Source organism: Parahaliea mediterranea (genome assembly GCF_003402235.1).
GTDB lineage: Bacteria > Pseudomonadota > Gammaproteobacteria > Pseudomonadales > Halieaceae > Parahaliea > Parahaliea mediterranea.
The window spans coordinates 1,266,088-1,289,101 of record NZ_QEWO01000001.1 but is presented as its reverse complement, the minus strand read 5'-3'; the positions used below and the strand labels follow the sequence as shown (position 1 = coordinate 1,289,101).

General features: G+C 64.5%; 21 protein-coding genes. 9 read left to right on the top strand and 12 right to left on the bottom strand.

Annotation, left to right across the window (positions count from 1 at the left end; genetic code table 11):
• Positions 1-15 precede the first annotated feature (15 nt).
• Both rsxA and metG read right to left on the bottom strand, forming a co-directional pair.
• Positions 16-594, bottom strand: a complete 579-nt coding sequence (gene rsxA, locus DDZ17_RS05440; RefSeq protein WP_116364879.1) for an electron transport complex subunit RsxA — start codon at positions 592-594, stop codon at positions 16-18.
• Between the two features lie 145 nt (positions 595-739).
• The gene (metG, locus tag DDZ17_RS05435; RefSeq protein WP_116364878.1) at positions 740-2,806 is read right to left on the bottom strand and encodes a methionine--tRNA ligase; all 2,067 of its coding nucleotides are present in this window, start codon (positions 2,804-2,806) and stop codon (positions 740-742) included.
• A gap of 223 nt (positions 2,807-3,029) precedes the next feature.
• On the opposite strand from metG, the gene apbC reads away from it, so the two are divergent.
• Together apbC and dcd are read left to right on the top strand one after the other, a co-directional pair.
• Complete coding sequence (gene apbC, locus DDZ17_RS05430) at positions 3,030-3,848, top strand: iron-sulfur cluster carrier protein ApbC (RefSeq protein WP_116364991.1); 819 nt, start codon at positions 3,030-3,032, stop codon at positions 3,846-3,848.
• A gap of 18 nt (positions 3,849-3,866) precedes the next feature.
• Positions 3,867-4,433 (top strand): dCTP deaminase, encoded by a 567-nt coding sequence (gene dcd, locus DDZ17_RS05425; protein WP_116364877.1) that lies wholly within the window; start codon positions 3,867-3,869, stop codon positions 4,431-4,433.
• 82 nt (positions 4,434-4,515) lie between these two features.
• Here the strand turns inward: dcd and DDZ17_RS05420 are convergent, their stop codons facing one another.
• Genes DDZ17_RS05420 through purM form a run of 3 tightly spaced genes read right to left on the bottom strand, consistent with a single transcriptional unit; the run spans position 4,516 to position 6,969 of the window.
• Complete coding sequence (locus tag DDZ17_RS05420; protein WP_241505791.1) at positions 4,516-5,241, bottom strand: DUF3108 domain-containing protein; 726 nt, start codon at positions 5,239-5,241, stop codon at positions 4,516-4,518.
• Position 5,242: 1 nt separating this feature from the next.
• Positions 5,243-5,929 (bottom strand): phosphoribosylglycinamide formyltransferase, encoded by a 687-nt coding sequence (gene purN / locus DDZ17_RS05415; RefSeq protein WP_116364875.1) that lies wholly within the window; start codon positions 5,927-5,929, stop codon positions 5,243-5,245.
• Positions 5,926-6,969 (bottom strand): phosphoribosylformylglycinamidine cyclo-ligase, encoded by a 1,044-nt coding sequence (gene purM / locus DDZ17_RS05410; RefSeq protein ID WP_116364874.1) that lies wholly within the window; start codon positions 6,967-6,969, stop codon positions 5,926-5,928. The genes purN and purM overlap by 4 nt, the downstream gene beginning before the upstream one ends.
• A gap of 176 nt (positions 6,970-7,145) precedes the next feature.
• Between purM and DDZ17_RS05405 the strand changes: the two genes are divergently transcribed.
• The 4 genes from DDZ17_RS05405 (at position 7,146) to DDZ17_RS05390 (ending at position 11,178) form a co-directional block, all read left to right on the top strand.
• Complete coding sequence (locus tag DDZ17_RS05405; RefSeq protein ID WP_157976464.1) at positions 7,146-8,207, top strand: DUF2066 domain-containing protein; 1,062 nt, start codon at positions 7,146-7,148, stop codon at positions 8,205-8,207.
• Positions 8,192-9,274 (top strand): AI-2E family transporter, encoded by a 1,083-nt coding sequence (locus DDZ17_RS05400; protein ID WP_116364872.1) that lies wholly within the window; start codon positions 8,192-8,194, stop codon positions 9,272-9,274. Before DDZ17_RS05405 ends, DDZ17_RS05400 begins: the two co-directional genes overlap by 16 nt.
• Positions 9,275-9,282: 8 nt before the next feature.
• Positions 9,283-9,984, top strand: coding sequence for a DnaA regulatory inactivator Hda (gene hda, locus DDZ17_RS05395; protein WP_116364871.1), 702 nt, complete (start codon positions 9,283-9,285; stop codon positions 9,982-9,984).
• Positions 9,985-10,155: 171 nt separating this feature from the next.
• Positions 10,156-11,178, top strand: coding sequence for an OmpA family protein (locus tag DDZ17_RS05390; protein ID WP_116364870.1), 1,023 nt, complete (start codon positions 10,156-10,158; stop codon positions 11,176-11,178).
• A gap of 7 nt (positions 11,179-11,185) precedes the next feature.
• Here the strand turns inward: DDZ17_RS05390 and DDZ17_RS05385 are convergent, their stop codons facing one another.
• The 3 genes from DDZ17_RS05385 to DDZ17_RS05375 are packed head-to-tail and all read right to left on the bottom strand — an operon-like array spanning position 11,186 to position 13,606.
• Positions 11,186-11,971, bottom strand: coding sequence for an amidohydrolase (locus DDZ17_RS05385; RefSeq protein ID WP_116364869.1), 786 nt, complete (start codon positions 11,969-11,971; stop codon positions 11,186-11,188).
• Positions 11,959-13,104 carry a methionine aminotransferase gene (locus DDZ17_RS05380; RefSeq protein ID WP_116364868.1) on the bottom strand — a complete coding sequence of 382 codons (1,146 nt, stop codon included), beginning with the start codon at positions 13,102-13,104 and terminating at the stop codon, positions 11,959-11,961. The genes DDZ17_RS05385 and DDZ17_RS05380 overlap by 13 nt, the downstream gene beginning before the upstream one ends.
• 25 nt (positions 13,105-13,129) lie before the next feature.
• Entirely contained in the window at positions 13,130-13,606 is a 477-nt protein-coding gene (locus tag DDZ17_RS05375) for an Lrp/AsnC family transcriptional regulator (protein ID WP_116364867.1), read from the bottom strand.
• Positions 13,607-13,731: 125 nt separating this feature from the next.
• Here DDZ17_RS05375 and DDZ17_RS05370 point away from each other — a divergent pair, with 125 nt between their 5' ends.
• Positions 13,732-17,232, top strand: a complete 3,501-nt coding sequence (locus tag DDZ17_RS05370) for an indolepyruvate ferredoxin oxidoreductase family protein (protein ID WP_116364866.1) — start codon at positions 13,732-13,734, stop codon at positions 17,230-17,232.
• 45 nt (positions 17,233-17,277) lie between these two features.
• Complete coding sequence (locus DDZ17_RS05365) at positions 17,278-18,348, top strand: Glu/Leu/Phe/Val family dehydrogenase (protein ID WP_116364865.1); 1,071 nt, start codon at positions 17,278-17,280, stop codon at positions 18,346-18,348.
• A 14-nt stretch (positions 18,349-18,362) separates the two neighbouring features.
• On the opposite strand, the gene DDZ17_RS05360 is transcribed toward DDZ17_RS05365, so the two are convergent.
• From DDZ17_RS05360 to DDZ17_RS05345, 4 genes are all read right to left on the bottom strand, one after another.
• Entirely contained in the window at positions 18,363-19,169 is an 807-nt protein-coding gene (locus DDZ17_RS05360; protein ID WP_241505790.1) for a queuosine precursor transporter, read from the bottom strand.
• 1 nt (position 19,170) lies between these two features.
• Positions 19,171-19,872 carry an SDR family oxidoreductase gene (locus DDZ17_RS05355; protein ID WP_116364864.1) on the bottom strand — a complete coding sequence of 234 codons (702 nt, stop codon included), beginning with the start codon at positions 19,870-19,872 and terminating at the stop codon, positions 19,171-19,173.
• Positions 19,873-19,929: 57 nt separating this feature from the next.
• Positions 19,930-21,054 carry a Rieske 2Fe-2S domain-containing protein gene (locus DDZ17_RS05350; protein WP_116364863.1) on the bottom strand — a complete coding sequence of 375 codons (1,125 nt, stop codon included), beginning with the start codon at positions 21,052-21,054 and terminating at the stop codon, positions 19,930-19,932.
• 111 nt (positions 21,055-21,165) lie between these two features.
• On the bottom strand, positions 21,166-22,335 hold the full coding sequence (locus DDZ17_RS05345) for a hypothetical protein (RefSeq protein WP_116364862.1): 1,170 nt from the start codon (positions 22,333-22,335) through the stop codon (positions 21,166-21,168).
• A gap of 193 nt (positions 22,336-22,528) precedes the next feature.
• On the opposite strand from DDZ17_RS05345, the gene DDZ17_RS05340 reads away from it, so the two are divergent.
• On the top strand, positions 22,529-23,011 hold the full coding sequence (locus DDZ17_RS05340) for a 6-pyruvoyl trahydropterin synthase family protein (protein ID WP_116364861.1): 483 nt from the start codon (positions 22,529-22,531) through the stop codon (positions 23,009-23,011).
• Positions 23,012-23,014: the final 3 nt, after the last annotated feature.

The following is a 23,014-nucleotide window of genomic DNA, read 5'->3' as shown; positions in this document are numbered from 1 at the left end:
CTCAAACATGCGTCGCTAGACCAGCCCGGCAAAGCCCATAAAGGCCAGCGACATCAGGCCCGCCGTTACCATGCCGATGGCGGCGCCCTTGAAGGGAATGGGCACATCCGCCACGGCAAGGCGCTCGCGCATGGCGGCGAACAGCACCAGCACCAGGGAGAAGCCCACCGCGGCGCCAAAGCCATAGAACAAGGACTGCAGGAAGTTGTGCTCTTTGTTGATGTTGAGCAGGGCCACGCCCAGCACCGCACAGTTGGTGGTGATCAGGGGCAGGTACACGCCAAGTACCCGGTGCAGCAGGGGGCTGGACTTGCGCACGACCATCTCGGTGAACTGCACCACCACGGCAATCACCAGAATAAAGGAAATGGTGCGCAGGTATTCGAGCCCGAGGGGGGCCAGCAGGTAGTTGAATACCAGATAGCTGCAAACCGACGCCAGGGTGAGCACAAAGGTGGTGGCCGCCGACATGCCCATGGCGGTTTCCAGTTTGTTGGACACGCCCATGAAGGGGCACAGTCCCAGGAACTGTACCAGCACGAAATTGTTGACCAGGATGGCCCCGATCAACAGGATGGAATAGTCAGCCAACATTGTATGGGTGCTTGTCTGTCGCCGCGTTGTTGTCGCGTGTTTGCCGCGTCTGTTTATAGGTTGTCGTCAATCAACTAATGGTAAGTAGTTCGCCGGCCCCGGACAACTTGCGATTTGGCATAAGCTCATAACAGGGGCTGGTGGTTTATTTAACCTGCATGCCCACGGTTGCGCCGCTGTCGGGGGTGAGCAGGAAAATATCCTCGCCGCCGGGGCCGGCGGCCAGCACCATGCCCTCGCTCAGGCCAAAGCGCATCTTGCGCGGCGCCAGGTTGGCCACCATCACCGTCAGCCGGCCGACCAGGTCCTGCGGTGCGTAGGCGGCCTTGATGCCGGCAAACACCTGGCGTTGCTCATCGCCCAGGCTCAGCGTCAGGCGCAGCAGCTTGTCGGCACCCTCCACATGATCGGCGGCGATGATTTGCGCCACCCGCAGGTCTACTTTGGCAAAGTCCTCAAAGGCAATGGTGTCGGTGGCGGCAGGCGCCTTGCTCGCTTTGCCCGGCTTGCCGGCATCCTGACTGGCGGGGGCGGTTTTGCCGACGGCTGCGGCGGTGGCCGGCGCCTCTTCGCGGCTCGCATCCACCATGGCCTCGATCTGCTTGGGGTCGATGCGGGTGATCAGGGGCTGGAATTTCTCCAGCCTGTGGGCGGTCAGCGGGGCGCTGAGGGCGGTCCAGTCGAGGGAGGTGTTGAGGAAGGCCTCGGCCTTCTCGGCCATCGCCGGCAGTACCGGCTTCAGGTAGGTCATCAGCACCCGGAACAGGTTGATGCCCACGCTGCACACGGCGTGCACTTCGGCCTCGCTGCCTTCCTCCTTGGCCAGCACCCAGGGCTTTTTGTCGTCGATGTACTGGTTGGCGCGATCCGCCAGGGCGATAATCTCGCGAATGGCCTTGTTGAATTCGCGGCCCTCAAAGAGCGCGGCAATGGTGTCACCGGCGTCGATAAAGTCCTGCACCATGGCCGGCTCGGCGCAGTCGGCGGTGAGAGTGTTGTCAAAGCCCTTGCGCAAGAAGCCCGCGCAGCGACTGGCGATGTTCACTACCTTGCCCACCACGTCGGCGTTTACCCGCTGCACGAAGTCTTCAAGGTTGAGGTCGATGTCGTCCACCGAGGCGGCCAGTTTGGCGGCAAAGTAATAGCGCAGGTACTGGGCATCCAGGTGCTGCAGGTAGGTGCTGGCCTTGATGAAGGTGCCGCGGCTCTTGGACATCTTGGTGCCGTTCACCGTCAAAAAGCCGTGGGCGTAGATGGCGGTGGGCGTGCGCAGTTCGGCCGAGTGCAGCATGGCCGGCCAGAACAGGCCGTGGAAGTTGATGATGTCCTTGCCGATGAAATGGTACAACTCGGCCTGCGAATCCTTCTGCCAGTAGCTGTCGAAGTCGATGCCTTCGCGCTCGCAGTAGTTCTGGAAGCTGGCCATGTAGCCGATGGGGGCGTCCAGCCACACGTAGAAGTATTTGCCCGGCGCGTCTGGAATCTCGAAGCCGAAGTAGGGGGCATCGCGGCTGATGTCCCACTCCTGCAGGCCGGCGTCCAGCCACTCGCGCAGTTTGTTGGCGATCTGCGGTTGCAGGGTGCCGGAACCGGTCCAGTCCTTGAGCATGTCGGCAAAGTCCGGCAGGGTGAAGAAGAAGTGCTCGCTCTCCTTTTCCACCGGGGTGGCGCCGGACAGGGCGGAGACCGGGTCGATCAGCTCTGCCGGTGTGTAGGTGGCGCCGCAGGCCTCGCAGTTGTCGCCGTACTGGTCGGCGGTTTTGCACTTGGGGCAGGTGCCCTTGATGAAGCGGTCGGCCAGAAACAGCTGTTTTTCCGGGTCGAAGGCCTGGGTGATGGCGCGGGTGGCGATGTGGCCGTTGGCCCGCAGGCGCTTGTAGATTTCCTCGCTCCAGGCGCGGTTTTCCGGCGAGTGGGTGCTGTAGTAGTTGTCAAAGCCGATCAGAAAGCCCGCGGTGTCGCGCTCGTGTTCCTGCTGCACCCGCTGGATCTGCTCCTCGGGGGTGATGCCGAGCTTCTCGGCGGTGAGCATGATGGCGGTGCCGTGGGCATCGTCGGCGCACACGTAGTGGCAGCGGTGGCCGCGGGATTTCTGGAAGCGCACCCAGATATCGGTCTGCACCATTTCCAGCAGGTGACCCAGGTGCAGCGAGCCGTTGGCGTAGGGAAGGGCGCTGGTGACCAGAATGTCGCGGGTGCTGTGCTCAGCCATTGTCTGCCTGTGGGTGCGGTAAAAAAAGGGGCGCCACTATAGCGCTTTTGCCCGCCCATTTCACGCCGGACTTGTGCTGCAAGGCCAGTACTGGCGCGGCTTTTACGGGGCCGGCGCCAGTGCCGCCATTGTTGGAGCCCGGGTGGGCGCGTATACTGCCGGCCTTTGTCCAACCGACCCCGCTGCTGCCCTTTTGCAGCTGGGCCGCCAGCGGATTGCCCCCATGAACCAGATCAAACACATCATCGCCGTCGCCTCCGGCAAGGGCGGTGTCGGCAAGTCCACCACCGCGGTAAACCTCGCCCTGGCCCTGCGCGCCGAGGGCGCCGAGGTGGGCCTGCTGGATGCGGATATCTACGGCCCCAGCCAGCAGCGCATGCTGGGCCTGGCGGAGGGCACCCGCCCGCAGCAGGCCGACGGCGAACGCCTGCTGCCGGTGCAGGCCCACGGCTTGAAGACCATGTCCATGGGCTACCTGGCCGGCGAGCGCACGCCGATGGTGTGGCGCGGGCCAATGGCCGGCAGCGCGCTGGCGCAGATGCTGGAGCAGACCGCCTGGGGCGCGCTGGACTACCTGGTTATCGACATGCCTCCCGGCACCGGCGATATCCAGCTGACCCTGTCGCAAAAGGCCACTGTGGCCGGCGCGGTGATTGTCACCACGCCCCAGGACATTGCCCTGCTGGACGCCCGCAAGGGCATCGAGATGTTCCGCAAGGTGGATGTGCCCATTCTCGGCATTATCGAGAACATGGCGGTGCACGTGTGCAGCCAGTGCGGCCACAGCGAACACGTGTTCGGTGCCGAGGGCGGCCGCCGGGTGGCGGCCGACTACGGTGTGCCCCTGCTGGCCAGCCTGCCGCTGGCCCTGTCCATTCGCGAGCAGACCGACGCCGGCAACCCCACCGTGGTGTCGCACCCGGACTCCCCCGAAGCGGCGGCCTACATCGACGCCGCCCGTGCCATCGCCGCCACGCTGGCCGCCCAGGCGGCCGGTGGCGGGGTGCAGCAGTTCCCCAATATCAGCATCAGCGACGACTGACACAGGAGTAAAGCGCGCGTGAGTATCAAGTCAGACAAATGGATCCGTCGCATGGCCGCAGAGGCCGGCATGATCGAGCCCTTCGCGCCGGGCCAGGTGCGGGCGGACGGCGACCGCCGGTTGATTTCCTACGGCACGTCCAGCTATGGCTACGACGTGCGCTGCTCCAACCAGTTCAAGGTGTTCACCAACATCAACTCCGCCACCGTCGACCCGAAGCACTTCGACGAGCAGAGCTTTGTGGATGTGGAGGGCGAGGTGTGTGTGATTCCACCGAACTCCTTCGCCCTGGCCAGCACCGTGGAGTACTTTCGCATTCCGCGCAATGTGCTGACCATCTGCCTTGGCAAGTCCACCTATGCCCGCTGCGGCATTATCGTGAACGTGACGCCGCTGGAGCCGGAGTGGGAGGGGCATGTCACGCTGGAGTTTTCCAACACCACGACCCTGCCGGCGAAGATTTACGCCAACGAAGGTGTGGCGCAAATGCTGTTCTTTGAATCCGACGAGGTCTGTGAAACAAGCTACAAGGATCGTGGTGGCAAGTACCAGGGCCAGCGCGGGGTGACCCTGCCCAAGGCCTGAGCGCGCCGAATAGGGTGTAAGAGTGGGGAGTGGGCGGGGCGGCGTTGTGTGCCCCGCCTAAGGCCGGCTGGCGTGCTGGCGGCTAGTTGTCCGCGTCGCTGCCTACCGGAACGCCGTCGATGCTGGCCTTGGTCAGCAGCACTTCCACCGGCTTGTCATCCTCGACATGCACGGTTTTCACCATCAGGTAGTCCCAGTCCGGAGCCACCCAGATTTCCGAGCTGCGATCCGGGTCGTCGTGCAGGCGGGCAAAATGCAGGGTTTTTACCGGCCCTACGGCGGTCTCGACGGTTTCTTCGCCGACAAATTCAATCTTGTAGTCCTTCACCTTGCGGCCGTCGGCCACGGTGATGACCAGGTCATCCCGCGGATTCGGGTCGCTCAGCATCAGCAGGCGCAGGTGCTCCTGCTGGCTCAGGCGGTCGAGGGTGCCGGGCTTGTTGGGCAACTCGTACCACTCGCCCTTGTACAGGCTGCGCAGGGTGTCGGCGCCGGGGGTGATGTGTACCTCGCGGCGCCGGTTGATCAGCCCGGTGCCCTGGTACACATAGGATTTGGGAATCACCTCGCCTTCGCGCACGCTGAACACCGCCACCTCGTGAAAGCCCGCCACCAGGATTTTGCCGCCGTTGGTGAGGGTGTAGCCGCCCTCGCCGTCACCTTTTAACTCGCGGTGCAGGGTGAGGTGCATGCCCAGGGCGCTGGTGTCGTATTCGGCGGTATAGGAGCGCAGGCTGTCCACGGCGGCTCCCAGCAGCGGTGTGAGGCCGAGGACGGCCCCGGTCAGCAGTGCGAAGATCCGGGCCAAGCTAGCCTGCGACCTCGTCGAGGCCCGGCCGGTAGGCGAGGCCGGTGTCCGGTAATCGCTCTCCATCGAGAAACGCTCCTTGCTCACTCAGCGCCAGCCGCCCCTGCACGAACCAGCGGGCGGCCAGCGGATAGATCTTGTGCTCCTCAACAATCACCCGCGCCGCCAGGGTGTCGGCGGTGTCGCCGCGCTGGATGGGTACCCGTGCCTGCAGAATCGGCGGGCCGCCATCGAGTTCCTCGGTGACAAAGTGCACGGTCACGCCGGCTTCACTGTCGCCGGCGTCCAGCGCGCGCTGGTGGGTGTTGAGACCCGGATACTTTGGCAGCAGGGACGGGTGAATGTTCAACAGCCGGCCCCGGAAAGCGGTAATAAACACAGAAGTCAGGATGCGCATGAAGCCGGCCAGGATCACCAGCTCCGCCCCGGCCTCGCGCAGGCGGGCCACCATGGCGGCGTCGAAGGCCTCGCGGCTGTCGTAGTCGCGGTGATTGACCACTGCTGTGGCAATGCCCGCCTCGCGGGCGCGGGCCAGGCCCGCGGCGTCGGGGTTGTTGCTCAGCACCAGCGTGATGTTGGCATCCAGCTGGCCGACGGCCACGGCTTCTATAAAGGCCACCATGTTGGAGCCGCGCCCGGAAATAAGAATGGCAACGGGCAGGGCAGGGCGTGCGGTGGTCTGGCTCATGCCGTGCCCAGCTCTACCCCGTGTTCGCCCGGCTCAATGTGGCCGATCTGCCAGGCCGACAGGCCGCTGCCGGCCAGTGCCGCCAGGGTGGCGTCTACATCCGCCGGCGCCACACAGAGCACCATGCCCACGCCGCAGTTGAAGGTGCGGTACATTTCGCGGGTTTGTACATTGCCCTGCTGCTGCAGCCAGCTAAATACCGCTGGCCACTGCCAGCTGGCGGTGTCGATGTGGGCGCGGCAGTTGTCTGGCAGCACCCGCGGCAGGTTCTCCAGCAGGCCGCCACCGGTGATGTGGGACAGGGCCTTCACCCGCACCTGCTTGAACAGCGCCAGCAGGGGTTTGACGTAAATGGTGGTGGGTTCCAGCAGGGCGCGGCCGAGGGTGGTGTCCCCCAGGGGCTGCTGCAGGTCGGCGCCGCTGACCTCGATGATCTTGCGAATCAGGGAATAGCCATTGGAGTGGGGGCCGGAGCTGGCAATGCCCACCAGCACGTCGCCGGCGGCCACGCTGCTGCCGTCGATGATCTCGTCTTTTTCCACCACGCCCACGCAGAAGCCGGCCAGGTCGTAGTCCTCGCCCTCGTACATGCCGGGCATTTCGGCGGTTTCGCCGCCCACCAGGGCGCAGCCCGCCAGCTCGCAGCCGCGGCCAATGCCGGTCACCACATCCACGGCGGTGTCCACATTGAGGGCGCCGGTTGCGTAGTAGTCCAGAAACAGCAGTGGCTCGGCGCCAGCCACCACCAGGTCGTTGACGCACATGGCCACCAGGTCGATGCCAATGGTGTCGTGAATGCCAAGATCCATCGCCAGGCGCAGCTTGGTGCCCACCCCGTCAGTGCCGGAAACCAGTACCGGCTGGCGGTAGCCCGCCGGCAGTTCGCAGAGGGCGCCGAAACCACCGAGGCCACCGAGCACCTCGGGGCGGGTGGTCTTTTTGGAGACGCTCTTGATGCGCTCGACCAGTGCATTGCCGGCGTCGATGTTAACGCCGGCGTCCTGGTAACTGAGGGAGGGCGCGCCCTTGTCTGTGCTCATGCGGTACGGGTCCGGTATTGGGAATCTGGAGGGCCCGCTATTCTAGCGGTATTGCCCCGGCGATACACCCCGCAGGGGCAATTGTTCACACAAGTGTCGCCGCGCCGAACTCGCGTCTTCAGTTGTCATGCGGGGCTGCTACAATGCAAGCCTTGCCGAGTTTTGCGGGGAAATCTGTGATCAATCTGTTGCGGCGCCATGGCGCCTTGCTGCTGCTGGGCCTTGCCCTAGCATTGCCCACCGGGGCCGGGGCGGAAGTAGTGAAGGACCTTTACACCGGGCAGGCGCCGGTGGCCGACCGCAGCCAGAAGGCCCTGGCCCAGGCGGCACAGGAGGCGCTGTCCCAGGTGCTGGTGAAGGTCTCCGGCAGCACCGAGGTGCTGGAGTTGCCGGGCATCCCGGCGGCATTGAATAACGCCATGTCCCAGGCCCAGCAGTTCTCCTATGCCCGCACCGACGACCCGGATCAGCCCCTGGCCGCCCGCTTTGAGTTCAGCCAGGGCTGGGTGTCGGGCTTGTTGCGAGAGGCCGGCGCGCCCCTGTGGACGGCCAACCGGCCTTCGGTATTGCTGTGGCTGGTGCAGGACTCCCCGCAAGGGCGACAGTTCGTCAACCGCGAAACGGCCCCGGAGCTGGTGCGCAAGCTCGAAGCGGATTTTCGCGCCCGCGGGGTGCCCCTGCGTTTCCCCCTGTTTGATCTGGCCGATGCTGCGGCCCTGTCGCCGGCCCAGGCCTGGTCGCTGGGCGAGGTGGCGCTGCGCCAGGCCTCCGCCCGCTATCGCAGCGACAACATTCTGGCCGGTCGTTTGAGTGAGCTGTCCGGCGGCCAGTGGCTGGGAGACTGGGCCTACTTTACCGATAAGGACCGGGTTGACCGCAGCGCTTCGCCGGAAAGCCGCGAGGACTTCCTTGGCGCCGGTGCCGCGCTGGTCGCCGAGACCATGGCGGCACGCTACGCCGTGGCCGCCGGGGCGGCGCCGGCCACCGGTACCGCCATGACCGTGAGCAATGTGCGCAGCTACGCCGATTACGCGGCGATTGTCTCCTGGCTGGAGGGCCTGGAGCTGGTTGAGCAGGCGCGCGTGGAACACATCAGCGGCGACCGCCTGCAGCTGCGCCTGAGCGCCCAGGCCGATGCCGGCCAGCTGGCCGCGCTGATCCAGCTGAACAAGCGCCTGGTGCCGGCCACCGCGCCGGGCGCCACCGATGAGTTGAGGTATCAATGGCAGAACCCGTGACCGCCGGCCCCCTGGGGCCGCGCCGCTGGCCCTGGCTGCTCGCCGTTCTGGTGGCGCTGGGTCTGGCCTTTTACCTGCTGCAACCGATTTTGCTGCCCTTTGTGCTGGGCGCCCTGATTGGCTACCTCGGCGACCCCCTGGTGGATATGCTGGAACGGCGCGGCATGGGGCGTGGGCTTGGCGTGTCGGTGGTGTTCCTGATCTTCACTGCCCTGCTGGCCATCGCCCTGCTGATTGCCATTCCGGCGCTGATTCACCAGATAGATGCCCTGGTGCGCAAAATTCCCGATATCTACCGCTGGATCACCGACACCCTGCTGCCCTGGCTGCAGGCCCGCTTCAGTGTGCCGGTGTCGGCCCTGCCGGAAATCGACTGGACCTCGCGTCTGGCGGAGAACTGGCAGTCGCTGGGCAAGGCCACCGCCTCGACCCTGCGCCGCATTACCGGCTCCGGCGCTGGCCTGCTGGCCGGCATCTTCAACCTGGCCCTGGTGCCTGTGGTGGCCTTTTACCTGATGCGCGACTGGGACATCCTGATGGCCAAAATCCTGCGCATGGTGCCCAAGGCCTGGCAGGAGAACACTGCGCTGATGGTCGGCGAGGCCGATGAGGTGCTGGGCGCCTTCATTCGCGGGCAGCTGCTGGTGATGCTGGCCCTGGGGGTGATCTACAGTATCGGGCTCAGTGTTGTCGGGGTGCAGCTGGCCCTGGTGCTGGGCATGGTGGCGGGCCTGGCCAGCATCGTGCCCTATCTCGGCTTTATTGTGGGTATTGTCAGCTCCCTGCTGGTGGCCTGGTTCCAGTTCCACGAAGTGAGCGCCCTGCTGCTGGTGGCCCTGGTGTTCGGCATCGGGCAGGTGCTGGAGTCGGTTGTGCTCACGCCAATCCTGGTGGGGGATCGCATCGGGCTGCACCCGGTGGCGGTGATTTTTGCATTGATGGCCGGTGGCCAGATTGCCGGTTTTGTCGGCGTGCTGGTGGCCCTGCCGGTGTCGGCGGTGATCATGGTCTTTTTGCGGCACGCGGTGGCGCATTACCGGGCCAGCGACCTTTACACCGGGGAATGAGCGTGTCCATGGCAGCTTCCGGTGGGCATCAGCTTGCCCTCAACGTTCAGTTGCGTGACGACGCCACGCTCGACAACTTCCTGGCGACAGAGGCGGTGGCGCCGCTGCTGCCCCAGCTGCGCCGCCAGCTGGAGGACTCCGGCGAGCCGGTGATCTTCCTGCATGGCGCACCCGGCAGCGGCAAATCCCACCTGCTGCAGGCCAGCTGCCACCTGGCGCCGCAGGGGGCCCTGTACCTGCCCCTGGGCGAGGTTCTGGATTACACGCCGGACGCGGTGCTGGCAGACATGGAGAACCTGGCCCTGGTGTGCCTGGACGATGTGCAGCGGGTGGCCGGAAATGATGACTGGGAGCAGGCGCTGTTCCACTTTTTCAACCGCGCGCGGGCGGCGGGATGCCGCCTTTTGCTGGCCGCCAACGCCGCACCGCGGCATTTGGCAGTCCAGTTGGCCGACTTGCGCTCGCGCTTGGGGTGGGGAATCGTTTATCATCTGCCGGACAGCGACGATGAGCACAAATGTCGGGTGCTGGCTTTCAGGGCCGCTCGCCGCGGCCTGCAGCTGCCGCCCGAAGTGGCCCGCTTCATAGTCGCCAGGGCGCCACGGGCACTGCCAGAACTGCTCGATATACTGGCTTTGCTTGACCGTCATTCCCTCGCAGAGCAGCGAGCGCTGACGGTGCCCTTTGTCAAACGGGTGCTGGACTGGTAGCGGTGGCGCGTCGGTGCGCCGGGTTTATTCCCGGCAAAGTGCGCAAAAATCACCGTAAAAATTCCACCCCAACTTTATTAGAAAGTTCAAAAATCACTGCTATATTGAAGTGACGTAGGGTCGCGCGACTAGGCTCGGGCGTGCGTATTTTTGATCAGGAGATGTGTAACAATGAAAAAACGAATTCTTTCCCTTGCGGCCGGTGCAGCGCTGGCCTCGGTGCTGGCGGTGCCCGCATCCGCCGATGTACCCATTACCATTAACGGGGGGATCGGTCAGTGGTATTTCGACAATGACCGCAATATCGACGATACCGCAACGCCCTGGGTGAGCCTGGAGTACGCCTTTGACGATAACTGGGCGGCGGAAATCTTCTACGCAGAAGATGAAACCAACACCAACGGTGTTGACGTCGATGTCTCCACCTGGCAGCTGGACATGCTGTACTACGGCGGCAGCTACATCGGTGGCGGCAACCGCGTGCGTCCCTACCTGGCCTTTGGTGGTGGTGAGATCGACTTTGAAGTCGACGACACCGGTGTGGATTCTGTCGAAACCGTGCTGAATGCCGGTGCCGGTATCCGCTACATGCTGACGCCCCGTTTCGGCGCCCGCCTGGAAGCCCGTCTGGTGCACAGCCTGGACGAGAGCGAGAACGACCTGCTGCTGAGCGCAGGCCTGAACTACTACTTCGGTAAAGTGAAGGAAGACACTCCCCCGCCGCCTCCGGCGCCAGTGGATTCTGACGGTGACGGCGTAACCGACGACAAAGACCAGTGCCCCGGCACCCCGGCTGGTACCCGCGTCGACGCCAACGGCTGCCCGCTGCCGGTTGAGCGTGTTGCTTCCATCAAGCTGAAGGTGAACTTCGACTTCGACTCCAGCCAGGTGAAAGAGCAGTACTTCAACGACATCGGCGAGCTGGCCAACTTCCTCAAGCGCTTCGACGATGTTGACGTGCAGTTGGAAGGCCACACCGACAGCGTGGGTCCGGACGACTACAACCAGAAACTGTCCCAGCGTCGTGCCGACGCCGTGAAAGACATGCTGGTTAACCAGTACGGCATCTCCGCCAGCCGTATCAAGCCGGTCGGCTATGGTGAGTCCCAGCCGGTTGCCACCAACGACACCAAGGATGGCCGCGCGCAAAACCGCCGCACCATGGCCACCCTGGAAGTGACTTACGAAGAGTAAGTAACGCTCACCGGAGGGTGATGCCCGTCAGCTGGAAGCCATCGGCATCCAGCTGGCAGGGAAAGCCCTCCCGGTACCTGAGCAGAGCGGCACCGTCCAACACAGCGTTGGCGGTGCCGTTTTTATTTTCCGGGTCAACAAGCATGTTGCCCTGGGCGTCGATGGCCAGGCTGTCGCCGCTGTAATCCAGGCCTTTGGCATCGCTGCCGATGCGGTTGACCCCCACCACGCAGGCCTGGTTTTCGATAGCGCGCGCCTGCAGCAGGCTGCGCCAGTGCAGGCGCCGGGCCGCGGGCCAGTTGGCCACATAGACTGCCAGGTCATAGTCGCCGGTGTTGCGGCTGAACACCGGGAAGCGCAGGTCATAGCAGACCTGCAGCAGGATGCGCCAGCCACGCCAGTTCACCACCACCCTTTCACTGCCCGGTGCGTAGCGCTTGTGCTCGCCGGCCATGCGAAACAGGTGCCGTTTGTCGTAATGCTGGCAGCCGTCGGGGGTGGCAAACAGCATGCGGTTGTACACCGCCTCGCCCACCTGCACGGCGATGGAGCCGGTGATGGCGCAGTTGCGCACCCGCGCGGTCTGCAGCAGCCACTGTTCCGTGTCGCCCCCGGGCGCTTCGGCATTGGCCAGGGCGTTCATGGAAAAGCCTGTGGTGAACATCTCCGGCAGTACGATCAGGTCGGTATTGTTGGCGATGCCGGCAATCACCTCGTCAAACTGGCGGCGGTTGTCCTCGGGGGCCTCCCAGGCCAGTTCGCACTGGATAAGGCCTACCTTCAGATCCTGCATAGTACCTCCGCGGCCCGCAGCAGCTGTTCGTCCTGCTTGGCAAAGCACAGGCGCAGAAAATGCTGCTGTGGCGGGGCCTGGTAAAAAATGGAAATAGGAATGCTGGCAACGCCGACCGCTTCGGTCCAGCGTTCGCACAGGTGATGATCGGGCTCATCGCTGATGTCGCTGTAGTCCAGCAACTGGAAATACGTGCCGGGGCTTGGGCGCAGACGAAAGCGGGAGGGCGCCAGGGCCTGCTGCAGCAGATCCCGCTTGGCCTGGTAAAAGCCCGCCAGCGCAGCGGGGTAGTCCGGTTCGGCCGCCATGAAGTCCGCCAGCGCCAGCTGCACCGGTGTCACGCCCACAAAGCAGTTGAACTGGTGCACCTTGCGCAGCTCCGTGGTGATGGCCGCCGGGGCCACGCAATAGCCGGTTTTCCAGCCCGTGACACCGTAGGTCTTGCCGAAGGAGTACACCGCCACGCTGCGCGCCCGCAGGGCCGGGTATTGCAGCACGCTGTGGTGGTGCTGGCCGTCGTACACCAGGTGCTCGTAAACCTCGTCGCTCACCACCAGCAGGTCGTGCAGCTCTGCCAGTGCCTGCAGGGTTTCCAGGTCGGCGTGGCTGAGCACGGCGCCGGTGGGGTTGTGGGGGCTGTTGATGACAATCATGCGGCTGCGAGCTGACAGCGCCCCGGCCACGCGATCCCAGTCGATGGCAAAATCGTGCTCTGCCAGCGGCACATGCACTGCCCGGCCGCCGGCCAGCCGTACCGCGGGCTCGTAGCTGTCGTAGCACGGGTCCAGCAGAAGCACTTCGTCGTCACGCGCCACCAGCGCCATGATCGCGCAAAAAAGGCCCTCGGTGGCGCCGGGCACGATGGTGATTTCATCGACCGGGTCGGGCCGCACCCCGCGAAAGCGCTGCAGCTGCAGGGCCACCTGCTCGCGCAGGGCGGCTTCGCCGATCATCGGGGCGTACTGGTTGTGGCCGGTGAGTGCATGGTGGGCCAGGGCCTGGCGCAAGCCCTCGGGGGCCGGGAAGTCCGGAAAGCCCTGGGACAGGTTGATGGCGTTATGCTCCCGCGCCAGGGCAGACATGCGGGTGAAGATGGTGGTGCCGACATCCGGCAGCTTGCTGTGCAGGTTCATGGCGTCCTTTGGCCGGTGGCGCGACTTACAGCTGGGTATCCAGCGGCAGCTCGGTGCTGTTTTTGATCTCGGTCACCGCCATATGGGAGTGCAGCTCGCGGATCGCCGGGCTGGCGGTCAGGGTGTTGCGCACAAACTCCTCGTAGTGGCGGATGTCCCGGGTGACGATCTTCAACATATAGTCCCATATCCCGGTCATGGTGTAACACTCCATGACCTCCGGGTGGCGCACGATCTCCTCTTCAAAGCTCATCAGGTTCTGGCGCCCGGTGGAGGTGAGGTTAATGGTGGCGAACACCACGACCTCCATGCCGAGGGCGTCCCTGTCCAGCAGGGCCACGCGGCGCTGGATGATGCCCTCCTGCTCCAGCCGGTTGATGCGGCGCCAGCAGGGGGACTGGGACAGGTTCACCCGCTCGGCGACCTCGCCGGTACTGAGGGTGGCGTCCCGCTGCAGCAGGCGGAGGATGTCCAAATCCTGTTTGGCCAGGGAGTTAGGCATATTAACCTCAAAAAACTCAAAGAGTGCATAATCTATGCATTCTAGGGTCGGTATCGGCTATAGATCAAATAACAATTCCTATACTTCTAGGTGACACTATGCCGATACAAAGAGGTGAGTTAACGATGACTTCCCACGGCAACACCGCTGTTCGCAAAGTATCACTGGACGACAAGTACGCACTGGATGCGACCCGGGCCTACATGACCGGTATCGAGGCGCTGGTGCGCCTGCCCATGTTGCAGCACCAGCGCGACCAGCGCCGGGGCTTGAATACCGCGGCCTTTATTTCCGGCTATCGTGGCTCACCCGTTGGCGGAGTGGATCAGGCCATGTGGCGGGCCAAGCCCTGGCTGGACAAGCACAATGTGGTGTTCCAGCCCGGGGTGAATGAAGACCTCGCCGCCACCGCCGTGTGGGGCAGCCAGCAAACCAATCTGTTTCGCGGCGCCAAATACGATGGTGTGTTTTCCATGTGGTATGGCAAGGGCCCGGGCGTCGATCGCTCCATGGATGTGATCAAGCACGCCAATGCCTTTGGCACCAGCCGCTACGGCGGCGTGCTGGCGGTGGCCGGCGACGACCACGCCTGTAAATCCTCCACCCTGCCGCACCAGAGCGAACACATGTTTATCGGCGCCTCGGTGCCGGTGCTGAGCCCGGCCAACGTGCAGGAAGTGCTGGACCTTGGCGTCTACGGCTGGGAGCTGTCGCGCTACTCCGGCTGCTGGGTGGCGCTGAAGGCCATCACCGAGAACATGGATTCGGCCATTTCCGCCGACATTGACCCCAACCGCATCGACATTGTCATTCCCGAGGAATTCCAGCTGCCGGCGGACGGCGTGCACGCCCGCTGGCCAGACAAGCCGCTGGAGCAGGAACTGCGGCTGAACAAGTACAAGATCTACGCCGCCCGCGAATTCGCCCGGGTCAATGGCCTCAACCGCATTGTGGTGGACAGCCCCAACGCCCGCTTTGGCATCATCACCTCCGGCAAGGCCTATCTGGACGTGATGCAGGCCCTGGAGGACATGGGGATCGACGCCGCCGTGGCCGCCCAGATCGGCCTGCGGGTGTACAAGGTTGGCATGCCCTGGCCGCTGGAGCCGCGCACCACCCATGAATTTGCCGAGGGTCTGGAGGAAATCCTGGTGGTGGAGGAAAAACGCTCCATCATTGAGGATCAGCTCACCGGCCAGCTCTACAACTACCCGGTGGCCGCCCGCCCGCGGGTGTTCGGTGAATTCGACGAAAACGGCCGCGACCTGCTGCCCAACCTGGGCGAGCTGACGCCGGCCATGGTGGCGCTGGCCATCCACAGCCGTATCCGGCGTTTTTTCCAGTCGCCACTGATGGATGAGCGCATCGAGTGGATCAACCGCAAGGAGGCCTCCCTGGCCACCCCGCGGGAAACCATCGAGCGGGTGCCGCACTTCTGCTCCGGCTGCCCGCACAACACCTCCACCAAGGTGCCCGAGGGCAGCCGCGCCCTCGGCGGCATTGGCTGCCACTACATGGCTACCTGGATGCCAGACCGGGAAACCCACACCTTCTCCCAGATGGGGGGCGAGGGGGTGACCTGGATCGGGCAGGCGCCGTTTACCGAAACCAAACACGTATTCCAGAACCTGGGTGATGGCACCTACTTCCACAGCGGCCTGCTGGCCATACGCGCCGCCGTGGCTGCCGAGGTGAACATCACCTACAAAATCCTCTACAACGATGCCGTGGCCATGACGGGCGGCCAGCCCATCGACGGGCCACTGAGTGTCAGCGACGTGATCCGCCAGGTGAGCGCCGAGAATGTGCGCCGCATCGCCCTGGTCAGCGACAACCCCGATGCCTGGCGCGGTGAAATCTCCGGCGTGGCCGGCTTCAGCCTGCACCACCGTGACGAAATGGACGCTCTGCAGAAGGAACTCAGGGACTACACGGGCACCTCGGTCATCGTCTACGTGCAGACCTGCGCCGCCGAAAAGCGCCGCCGGCGCAAAAAAGGCAGCATGGCGGACCCTAACAAACGCCTGTTTATCAACGATGCGGTGTGCGAGGGCTGTGGCGATTGCAGCGTAAAATCCAACTGCCTGTCGGTGCTGCCAAAGGAGACCGAACTCGGCCGCAAGCGGAAGATTGACCAGAGCTCCTGCAACAAGGACTACAGCTGCGCCAACGGCTTTTGCCCGAGCTTTGTGTCCGTGATCGGCGGCAAACTGCGCAAGCCTGGCGGCATCGGCGACGACAGCCAGGTGGTGTTCGACCCCTTGCCCGCGCCGCAGCTGCCCTCCCTTGAGCGCCCCTGGAACACGGTGGTGACCGGGGTTGGCGGTACCGGTGTGCTGACCATTACCGCCCTGGTGGCCATGGCCGCGCACATCGAAGGCAAGGGCTGCGCCACCATGAATCAGACCGGTCTGGCACAGAAGTTTGGCGCTGTGGTGAGTCACGTGCGGGTGAGCCAGAACCAGGAAGACATCAAGGCCGTGCGCATTCCCGCCGGCGAGGCGGACCTGCTGCTGGGCTGCGACCTGGTGGTTACCAGCACCTACGAAGCCATGGGCAAGGTGGCCCAGGGCCGCACCCATGCGGTGGTGAACGAGGCGGAAGTCCCCACCTCGGCCTTCATCCTGGATCCGGACGCCAAATTCCCCACCCAGTCCATGAAGGACAAAATCAGCACCGAAGTAGGGGAAGACACCCACTTTATCGATTCCACCCGGATTGCTACCCAATTGCTGGGTGACTCCATCGCCTCCAACCTCTTTCTGCTTGGCTTTGCCTGGCAGCGCGGCACCGTGCCGGTGTCCGCCGAGGCGCTGGAGGAAGCCATCGAGCTGAACGGTGTGGCGGTGTCCTTCAACAAGGCCGCCTTCTTGTGGGGGCGCCGTTGCGCCCACCAGCCCGACAAGGTGCTGGCACTGGTGGATCAGCTGGCGCCGGCGCCCCAGCCGCGCCTTGAGTCCGTTGACGAGATTGTGGCCGACCGCATGCAGCGCCTGACCGAGTACCAGGACGCCGCCTACGCCGAGCGCTATCGCGCGCTGGTGGAGCGTGTGCGCGGAAGCGACCCGCGCGCCGCAGCGGCCAATTCCATCAGTGTTGCCGTGGCCCGTAACCTGTTCAAGCTGATGGCCTACAAGGATGAGTACGAGGTGGCCCGCCTGTACACCGATGGCAGCTTCCAGAAAAAGCTGGCCCAGCAGTTCGAGGGCGATTACGAGCTGCGCTTTAACATGGCGCCGCCCCTGTTCAGCAAGCGCGACCCGAACACGGGCCACCTGATCAAGCAGGAATTCGGCCCCTGGATGATGAGCGCCTTTGGCTGGCTGGCCAAGTTGCGCCGCCTGCGCGGCACGCGCCTGGACATCTTCGGTTACACCGCCGAGCGCAAGCAGGAGCGCCAGGACATTGCCGACTACGAAGCGATACTGGATACCGTGCTGGGCCAGCTCACCGCCGACAACTACGACGCAGCGCTGGAATTGGCCCGGCTGCCCGCCAGGCTGCGTGGCTTTGGCCATGTGAAAGATCGCAACCGGGCCAACCTGGAGCCGCGCAAACAACAACTGCTCGCGCAACTGCGCGGCGAACCCCTTGCCGCGGCGGTGAAAATCGTCGACGCGGCTTGATGCCAACCCCAACCAACCCCTGACTGAACCCACCGAGGAATGGCGATGAGTGTGTTTTCTGCCCCGGCCTTTGACCAGCACGAGCTGGTGTCTTTCTGCTCCGACAGCGACAGTGGCCTGCGCGCCATTATCGCCGTGCACAACACCACCCTGGGCCCCGGTGTGGGTGGCTGTCGAATGTATCCCTATGCCAATGATGACGACGCCCTGCACGATGTGCTGCGCCTGTCCCGGGGAATGACCTACAAATCGGCCCTGGCCGGGCTGCCCCTGGGCGGTGGCAAGTCGGTGATTATCGGCAATCCGCACCGCGACAAAACACGCGAACTGCTGCTGGCGATGGGCGATTTCGTCAACTCCCAGAGCGGACGTTACGTGGCGGCGGAAGATTCCGGCACCGGCGTGGCCGACATGCGGGTGATGGGCGAGCGCACCCAGTGGGTAAGCGGTCTGGAAGATAATGAATTTGGCGGCGACCCGTCTCCCAGCACCGCCTGGGGTGTGTACCTGGGCATGCGCACCGCAGTGCGCCACCGGCTGGGCGCGGATAACTTCAAGGGCCTGAAGGTCGCCATCCAGGGGCTTGGCCACGTGGGTTACTACCTCGCCCGCCACCTGCGCGCCGACGGCGCCACCGTTTACGGCGCCGATGTGAACAGCCAGAACCTGCAGCGCGCCGTCAGCGAGTTGGGGGTCATTGCCGTGGATGTGAAGGACATTCTGCAGCAGGCCGTGGACATTGTTGCACCCTGCGCCATGGGCGCCATCCTCAACGAGCAGAGCATTGGCCAGCTGCGCGCGGGCATTGTCTGTGGCGCCGCCAACAACCAGCTGGCCACACCCGCCGATGGCGACCACCTGCGCGATCTGGGGATTCTCTACTGCCCGGATTTTCTGGTGAACGCCGGCGGCATCATCGACGTGCATCACCAGCGCGCCGGCTCGGCGGAGGCGCAGAAGCGCGAGCATATTGCCCGCATCGAGGGCTCCCTGGCGGAAGTGCTGCGGCGCGCCGACGAATGCCACAGCTCCACCGAGGCGATTGCCGAGCAACTGGCAGAGGAGTACCTGGCGCAAAAGCGAGCACAACCGCCAGCTCTGGCGGCCGTAAGCTGATACGCCCCTGAGGCCTAACCGGCGGGCGATGCTGCGGCCCCGCCGGGCACCGCGTACTCACCCTCACCCAATTGCAGGTAGCGCTTCAGGTAGCGCACTGCCAGGTAGAACGGCCCGGTGTCCAGCAGGGCCACCGCCGCCTTGAACAGGTAGTTGCTGCCGATCAGCACCAGCAGGGCCTGAAAGGCAATGTCGCCGCGCAGGAAGGCCGCGCCAAAGGTCACCGTCACCACCATTACTGAATCCACCATCTGGCTCATCAGCGTGCTGAAGTTGTTGCGCACCCACAGGTACTTGCCCCGGGTGACCCGTTTCCAGAAGTGGAACAGCTGCACGTCGCAGTACTGGGCCGCAATGTAGGCCAGCATGGACGCAAACACTGCGCCGGAGGTGGTGGCGTAAATCAGCTGGTACAGGCCGACACTGCCATCGACCACATCGCCATTGGGCAGGGCCACGGGCGCTGCCAGCTGCAGTATCTGCCAGGGCGGCATCTGGCCGGCCGGCACCGATGGAATGGCATCGCCAAGAAACAGGATGGCCAGAATCAGGAAGTTCAGGCCAAGCCCCACGCTGACCAGGAAGTTGGCCCGGGCCTTGCCGTACAGCTCGCACACCAGGTCGGTACAGAGAAAGGTCAGGGGGTAGGGCAGCACGCCCACCGCCAGTGCCATCGGCCCGATCTGGATAAAGCGGGTGATGCCGATCACGTTGAGCAGGGTCATGGCCGCCAGGAAGGTGCCCGCCAGCACCAGAAAGACCCGCTCGCGGCGCTCCTGCAACAGGGCCGGTGCCAGGGCCCCGGCGGGGCCGTTGGCCACCTCAGCTTTCCCGCTGGCCAAGGTTGGCGTGCAGCACCGCGCCGTTGATCACCGGGTTGTGATGGGCCCAGTACAGCAGCTCGGCAATCTCCGCCGGCTCGATCAGGCGGTTGTAGCTGTTCATGGCGGAGATGGCCTGCACAATGGTCACGTCCTCACCGATGTGCGTGCGCAGCATCTCGGTGTCGGTAAAGCCCGGGCAAACCAGCGCGGTGTGGATGCCGCTGCCCATCAGGTCCTGGCAGCTGGCGCGCATCATGCCGAGCTGGGCGTGTTTGCTGAGTACGTAGCTGAAGGAGCCGGGCACGGCTTTCTCCGCCAGGGTGGAGCCCACATAGAGCAAGCTGGAGCCCGCCGGCAGCGCCGGCAACAGGCGCTGGTTGATGCTGTTAATGGCCACCACATTGGTTTCCAGCACCGCACGCAGGCTGTCGCTGGCGCAGTCTGTTGCGCTGTCTTTGCGCATCTGGCTGGCATTGTGAATGAGGGCGACGCTGTCGCTGTCGGCGATGGCCGCACCGAGCGCGTCGCAGCATTTTGCAATGTCGGCATCGCTGGCGAGATCGCACACAAGATTTTCAACCCCGGCCTCCGGGCAGGCCCGGCGGGCCAGGTTGAAGACCTGATAGCCCTCGGCAATAAAGCGCGCAGCGGTGGCGCGCCCGATGCCGACACTGGCGCCGGTGATGATGGCGGTTTTCATGGTGGTGCTTCCTGCAGATAATTCGCACCGCAGTATGCCGCCTACCTGCCCGCTGATTCAAATGGCCCGGGCTTTGCCGAAGGCCTTGGGCGCGGGTGGATAGCCGGCGCGGCCAAAGGAGGGGAAGTCGGGCGCCGGCGCCGGCAGCCCGGTGACCCGGTGTACGCCGTCGATCGCCGCCTGAATGCCCTCGACATCCGGCCTGTTGGCATAAAACTGCTGGTGCCACTGCCGGCCTTTGTCAAAGGGGCCGTCGGTTTTTACCTGCATGATTTTCAGGGCGGGCCGTTTGTTGCGCCAGACTGAGAAGTCCGCCGCCAGGGCGTTGAGGGCTTCCTGTTGGGCCTGTTGTGCCCGGGCTTTGTCCTTCACGGTTGGCGTGTCGTGACCGGCGTCGAACAGCAGGCCATGCCAGGCGTGGATAACGCCATCGTCCACCGGGGTGGTGGCGATGAACTGCACCGTCTGGGTGCCGGCAAAGGCCTGCCGCGACAGGAGAATGCCGGGGCCGGTGTACCAGGTGATGGTTTCCAGAAAGGCGTTGTAGTCGTGGTGGTAGCCGCCCTGGCGCTGGATGTAGTAATGCCCCTGGAACTCGTTCTCGTAGATCTCGCAGGGCGCCCCGTGGGTCGGCCCCAGGTGGCGAACGTCCGCCATGTTGTCGAGAATTTCCTGCGGGTGGACGGCCATCTCGCCGCAGTCGTCCAGGGTCCATTGAATCCAGCGCGGCTGATCCCACTCGGGTAGCTGCGGCGCTGAAAACAGGGGCGGTTCGGCGTTGTCGTCGTACCAGGCCATGATGCAGCCCAGCTGCTCGACAACCGGGTAAGTCCGGATGCGGGCGCTTTTCGGGCAACGCCCGTCAAGGTAGGGGATGTCATCGCACTCGCCATCGGCATTGAATCGCCACCCGTGGTAGGGGCAGCGAATGGTGTCGCCCTCGATCTGCAGGCCGCTACTGGCGAGCGCGGCGGATTCGCTGGCCGCCAGGTGGGTGCCCATGTGCGGGCAGTAGGCGTCCATGAGAATGGCGCGCCCGGATTCACCCCGGTACAGCGCCAAATCGCGGCCCCAGAATCGCAGGGCGAGGGGTTTGCGGGTCAGGGACTGGCTGCTGGCAATAACGAACCAGCCTCGCGGGAATGCGGCCGGGCCCAGGGCGTACTCTTTTGTTGTGGCCATGTCAGGCTCCTTGGAATGCGGTAGGACAATGCCACGGCAGTGGCAGCCTCATCTTCCAGGGAAGGCGACCCCGCGGCTTCTGCAAACCCGACTAGTCCGATCGGACGAGTCTTACAGGGCGGCGGTGGCGCGGTTGACGGCGCTGACCAACTGCGACTGGCTGGATACCGCCAGCTTGACGAAGATGGAGCGCAGGTGGGCGCGGCCGGTGTTGAGCTTCATGCCCAGCTGCTCGGTAGCGCGGCCCAGGGTGAGCCCCCGCGACAGCAGCAGCGACAGGCGCGCTTCGGTGGGGGTGAGGCCAAGGGCATTGGCCAGTGCCGGCGCCTCGTCGGTTGTAGCGGCGTCGGCGTTCGCCTCCGCAGGATGGGCGCCGCGCAGGCGGGAGAGCTGCACCCAGCAGCGCACCCCCGGCATCGACAGCGCCGATGCCGTACCGGCAGCGCAGCTATCGATAGCATCGGCGGCATCGACAGCCGGCCGCAGGGCCAGGCCCAGGGGCTCGGTGCTGTCTTCCAGGCGCAGGAACTCCACTGTGCCGGGTGTGTTGGGGGCCCGCGTCGCCAGGCAGGTGGCGAGCGCCTGGTCAAAGGCGCCCTGCGCATTGCGCTGGCGAAAATGCAGGCGCGGGCCGCGCAGGGTGAGTTGCGCGTGGGCGCGCAGCATGTCCCGGGCAATGTCACTGGCATACATGACCTCGCCCTGACGGTTGAGGGCGAGGGTGCCGAGAGACAGGCGGCGCAGCGTGCGCTGGTGCTCTTGCAACTGCTGCTGGTCGAGCCCCAGCTTCAGCTTGAGCAGGAAGGCGCGGTGCAAATGGCCGGCCAGTTCCTGCAGCAATTGGCACTGTGCGCTGCTGAAACCGCCGCCGGACGGTGAACGGCCCACGCGCAGGCGCAATCTGCCGTAGGGCTCGCAGCGCCGGTCGACACCGGCAAAATAGTGCAGGCCGGCGGGGGCAACACACTCCCGATAAAAGGCGCTGCCGCGCCAGTCGGCATCGGCCACTACCTCTTCGATGCGCACCACCGTGCCATCGGGCAGGTCGGCAAAGGGATCCTGTGCATACAGCGACTGCCGGTAGCGGTCGATGGATGCATTGCAGCCGCCGGCATACAGCAGCTGGGGCTGGGGTGTTTCGCCGAGGGCGTCGACCATCAGGCAGGCAGTGTCCGCCGACAGCGTGGTTTGCAGCTGCGACAGCAGTTGCGGCCATCGCGCATCATCCAGCACGCCGTCGTAGACGTATTCCAGCAGTACTGACAGAGCCTGTTGCGCCATGCGTTGCTCCCAGAGTGTAGGGGGCAGTGTACGGCCTTTGCCCGGCAACAGAACGGTGCCGGGCGCAGGCATGGGCCTGGGTCCACTGGCTTGAACTGTTTTAGGCCCCGCCCCCAAGCGCGGCCAAAGCCTGCCCTTGCCATCACCAGGGCCAGCCGCAACAATGGTTGGCCCCCGCAAGCGGAACCCTGTCATGGAGCGACTGACAACACTCTACATCGACAAAGAAAGCCACAAATTCTCGGCGGCCCACTACACCATTTTTGGCGCCGGCGAGCGCGAGCGCCTGCACGGGCACAATTACTCGGTGTCGGCGCGTATTGTGGCGCCGATGGGCGACAATGGGTTTTCCGCTGATTACAACGTGTACAAGGGCCGCATCAAGCAGCTTTGCGACGAGCTGGATGAATACATGCTGCTGGCCGGCGAATCACCCCACCAGCAGATCAGCGAGGACGGGGGCTATTTTCGTGTCCGCTTTGCGGATGACGACATGCTGTTTTTGCGCAGCGATACCCAGGTGCTGCCGATTCGCAATGCCACGGTGGAGGAGTTTGCCCACTACCTGCTGGGCAAACTCCTCGCGCTGTCGGCGGGGGAGGATTTGCGCGAGGTGGAGGTTTGCGTGGCCTCCGGCCCGGGCCAACGGGGCGGGGCGGTGTGGGTTGCGCCCTGACTG

Excerpts from the sequence above, each read along its gene's own strand:
- rsxA (WP_116364879.1), bottom strand. The coding sequence starts at position 594 with ATGTTGGCTGACTATTCCATCCTGTTGATCGGGGCCATCCTGGTCAAC.
- metG (WP_116364878.1), bottom strand. The coding sequence starts at position 2,806 with ATGGCTGAGCACAGCACCCGCGACATTCTGGTCACCAGCGCCCTTCCC.
- DDZ17_RS05400 (WP_116364872.1), top strand. The coding sequence starts at position 8,192 with ATGGCAGAACCCGTGACCGCCGGCCCCCTGGGGCCGCGCCGCTGGCCC.
- DDZ17_RS05355 (WP_116364864.1), bottom strand. The coding sequence starts at position 19,872 with ATGAAAACCGCCATCATCACCGGCGCCAGTGTCGGCATCGGGCGCGCC.
- purN (WP_116364875.1), bottom strand. The coding sequence starts at position 5,929 with ATGAGCCAGACCACCGCACGCCCTGCCCTGCCCGTTGCCATTCTTATT.
- DDZ17_RS05380 (WP_116364868.1), bottom strand. The coding sequence starts at position 13,104 with ATGAACCTGCACAGCAAGCTGCCGGATGTCGGCACCACCATCTTCACC.
- DDZ17_RS05365 (WP_116364865.1), top strand. The coding sequence starts at position 17,278 with ATGAGTGTGTTTTCTGCCCCGGCCTTTGACCAGCACGAGCTGGTGTCT.
- purM (WP_116364874.1), bottom strand. The coding sequence starts at position 6,969 with ATGAGCACAGACAAGGGCGCGCCCTCCCTCAGTTACCAGGACGCCGGC.
- DDZ17_RS05385 (WP_116364869.1), bottom strand. The coding sequence starts at position 11,971 with ATGCAGGATCTGAAGGTAGGCCTTATCCAGTGCGAACTGGCCTGGGAG.
- DDZ17_RS05350 (WP_116364863.1), bottom strand. The coding sequence starts at position 21,054 with ATGGCCACAACAAAAGAGTACGCCCTGGGCCCGGCCGCATTCCCGCGA.
- DDZ17_RS05370 (WP_116364866.1), top strand. The coding sequence starts at position 13,732 with ATGACTTCCCACGGCAACACCGCTGTTCGCAAAGTATCACTGGACGAC.
- DDZ17_RS05375 (WP_116364867.1), bottom strand. The coding sequence starts at position 13,606 with ATGCCTAACTCCCTGGCCAAACAGGATTTGGACATCCTCCGCCTGCTG.
- DDZ17_RS05340 (WP_116364861.1), top strand. The coding sequence starts at position 22,529 with ATGGAGCGACTGACAACACTCTACATCGACAAAGAAAGCCACAAATTC.
- DDZ17_RS05390 (WP_116364870.1), top strand. The coding sequence starts at position 10,156 with ATGAAAAAACGAATTCTTTCCCTTGCGGCCGGTGCAGCGCTGGCCTCG.
- DDZ17_RS05345 (WP_116364862.1), bottom strand. The coding sequence starts at position 22,335 with ATGGCGCAACAGGCTCTGTCAGTACTGCTGGAATACGTCTACGACGGC.
- apbC (WP_116364991.1), top strand. The coding sequence starts at position 3,030 with ATGAACCAGATCAAACACATCATCGCCGTCGCCTCCGGCAAGGGCGGT.
- hda (WP_116364871.1), top strand. The coding sequence starts at position 9,283 with ATGGCAGCTTCCGGTGGGCATCAGCTTGCCCTCAACGTTCAGTTGCGT.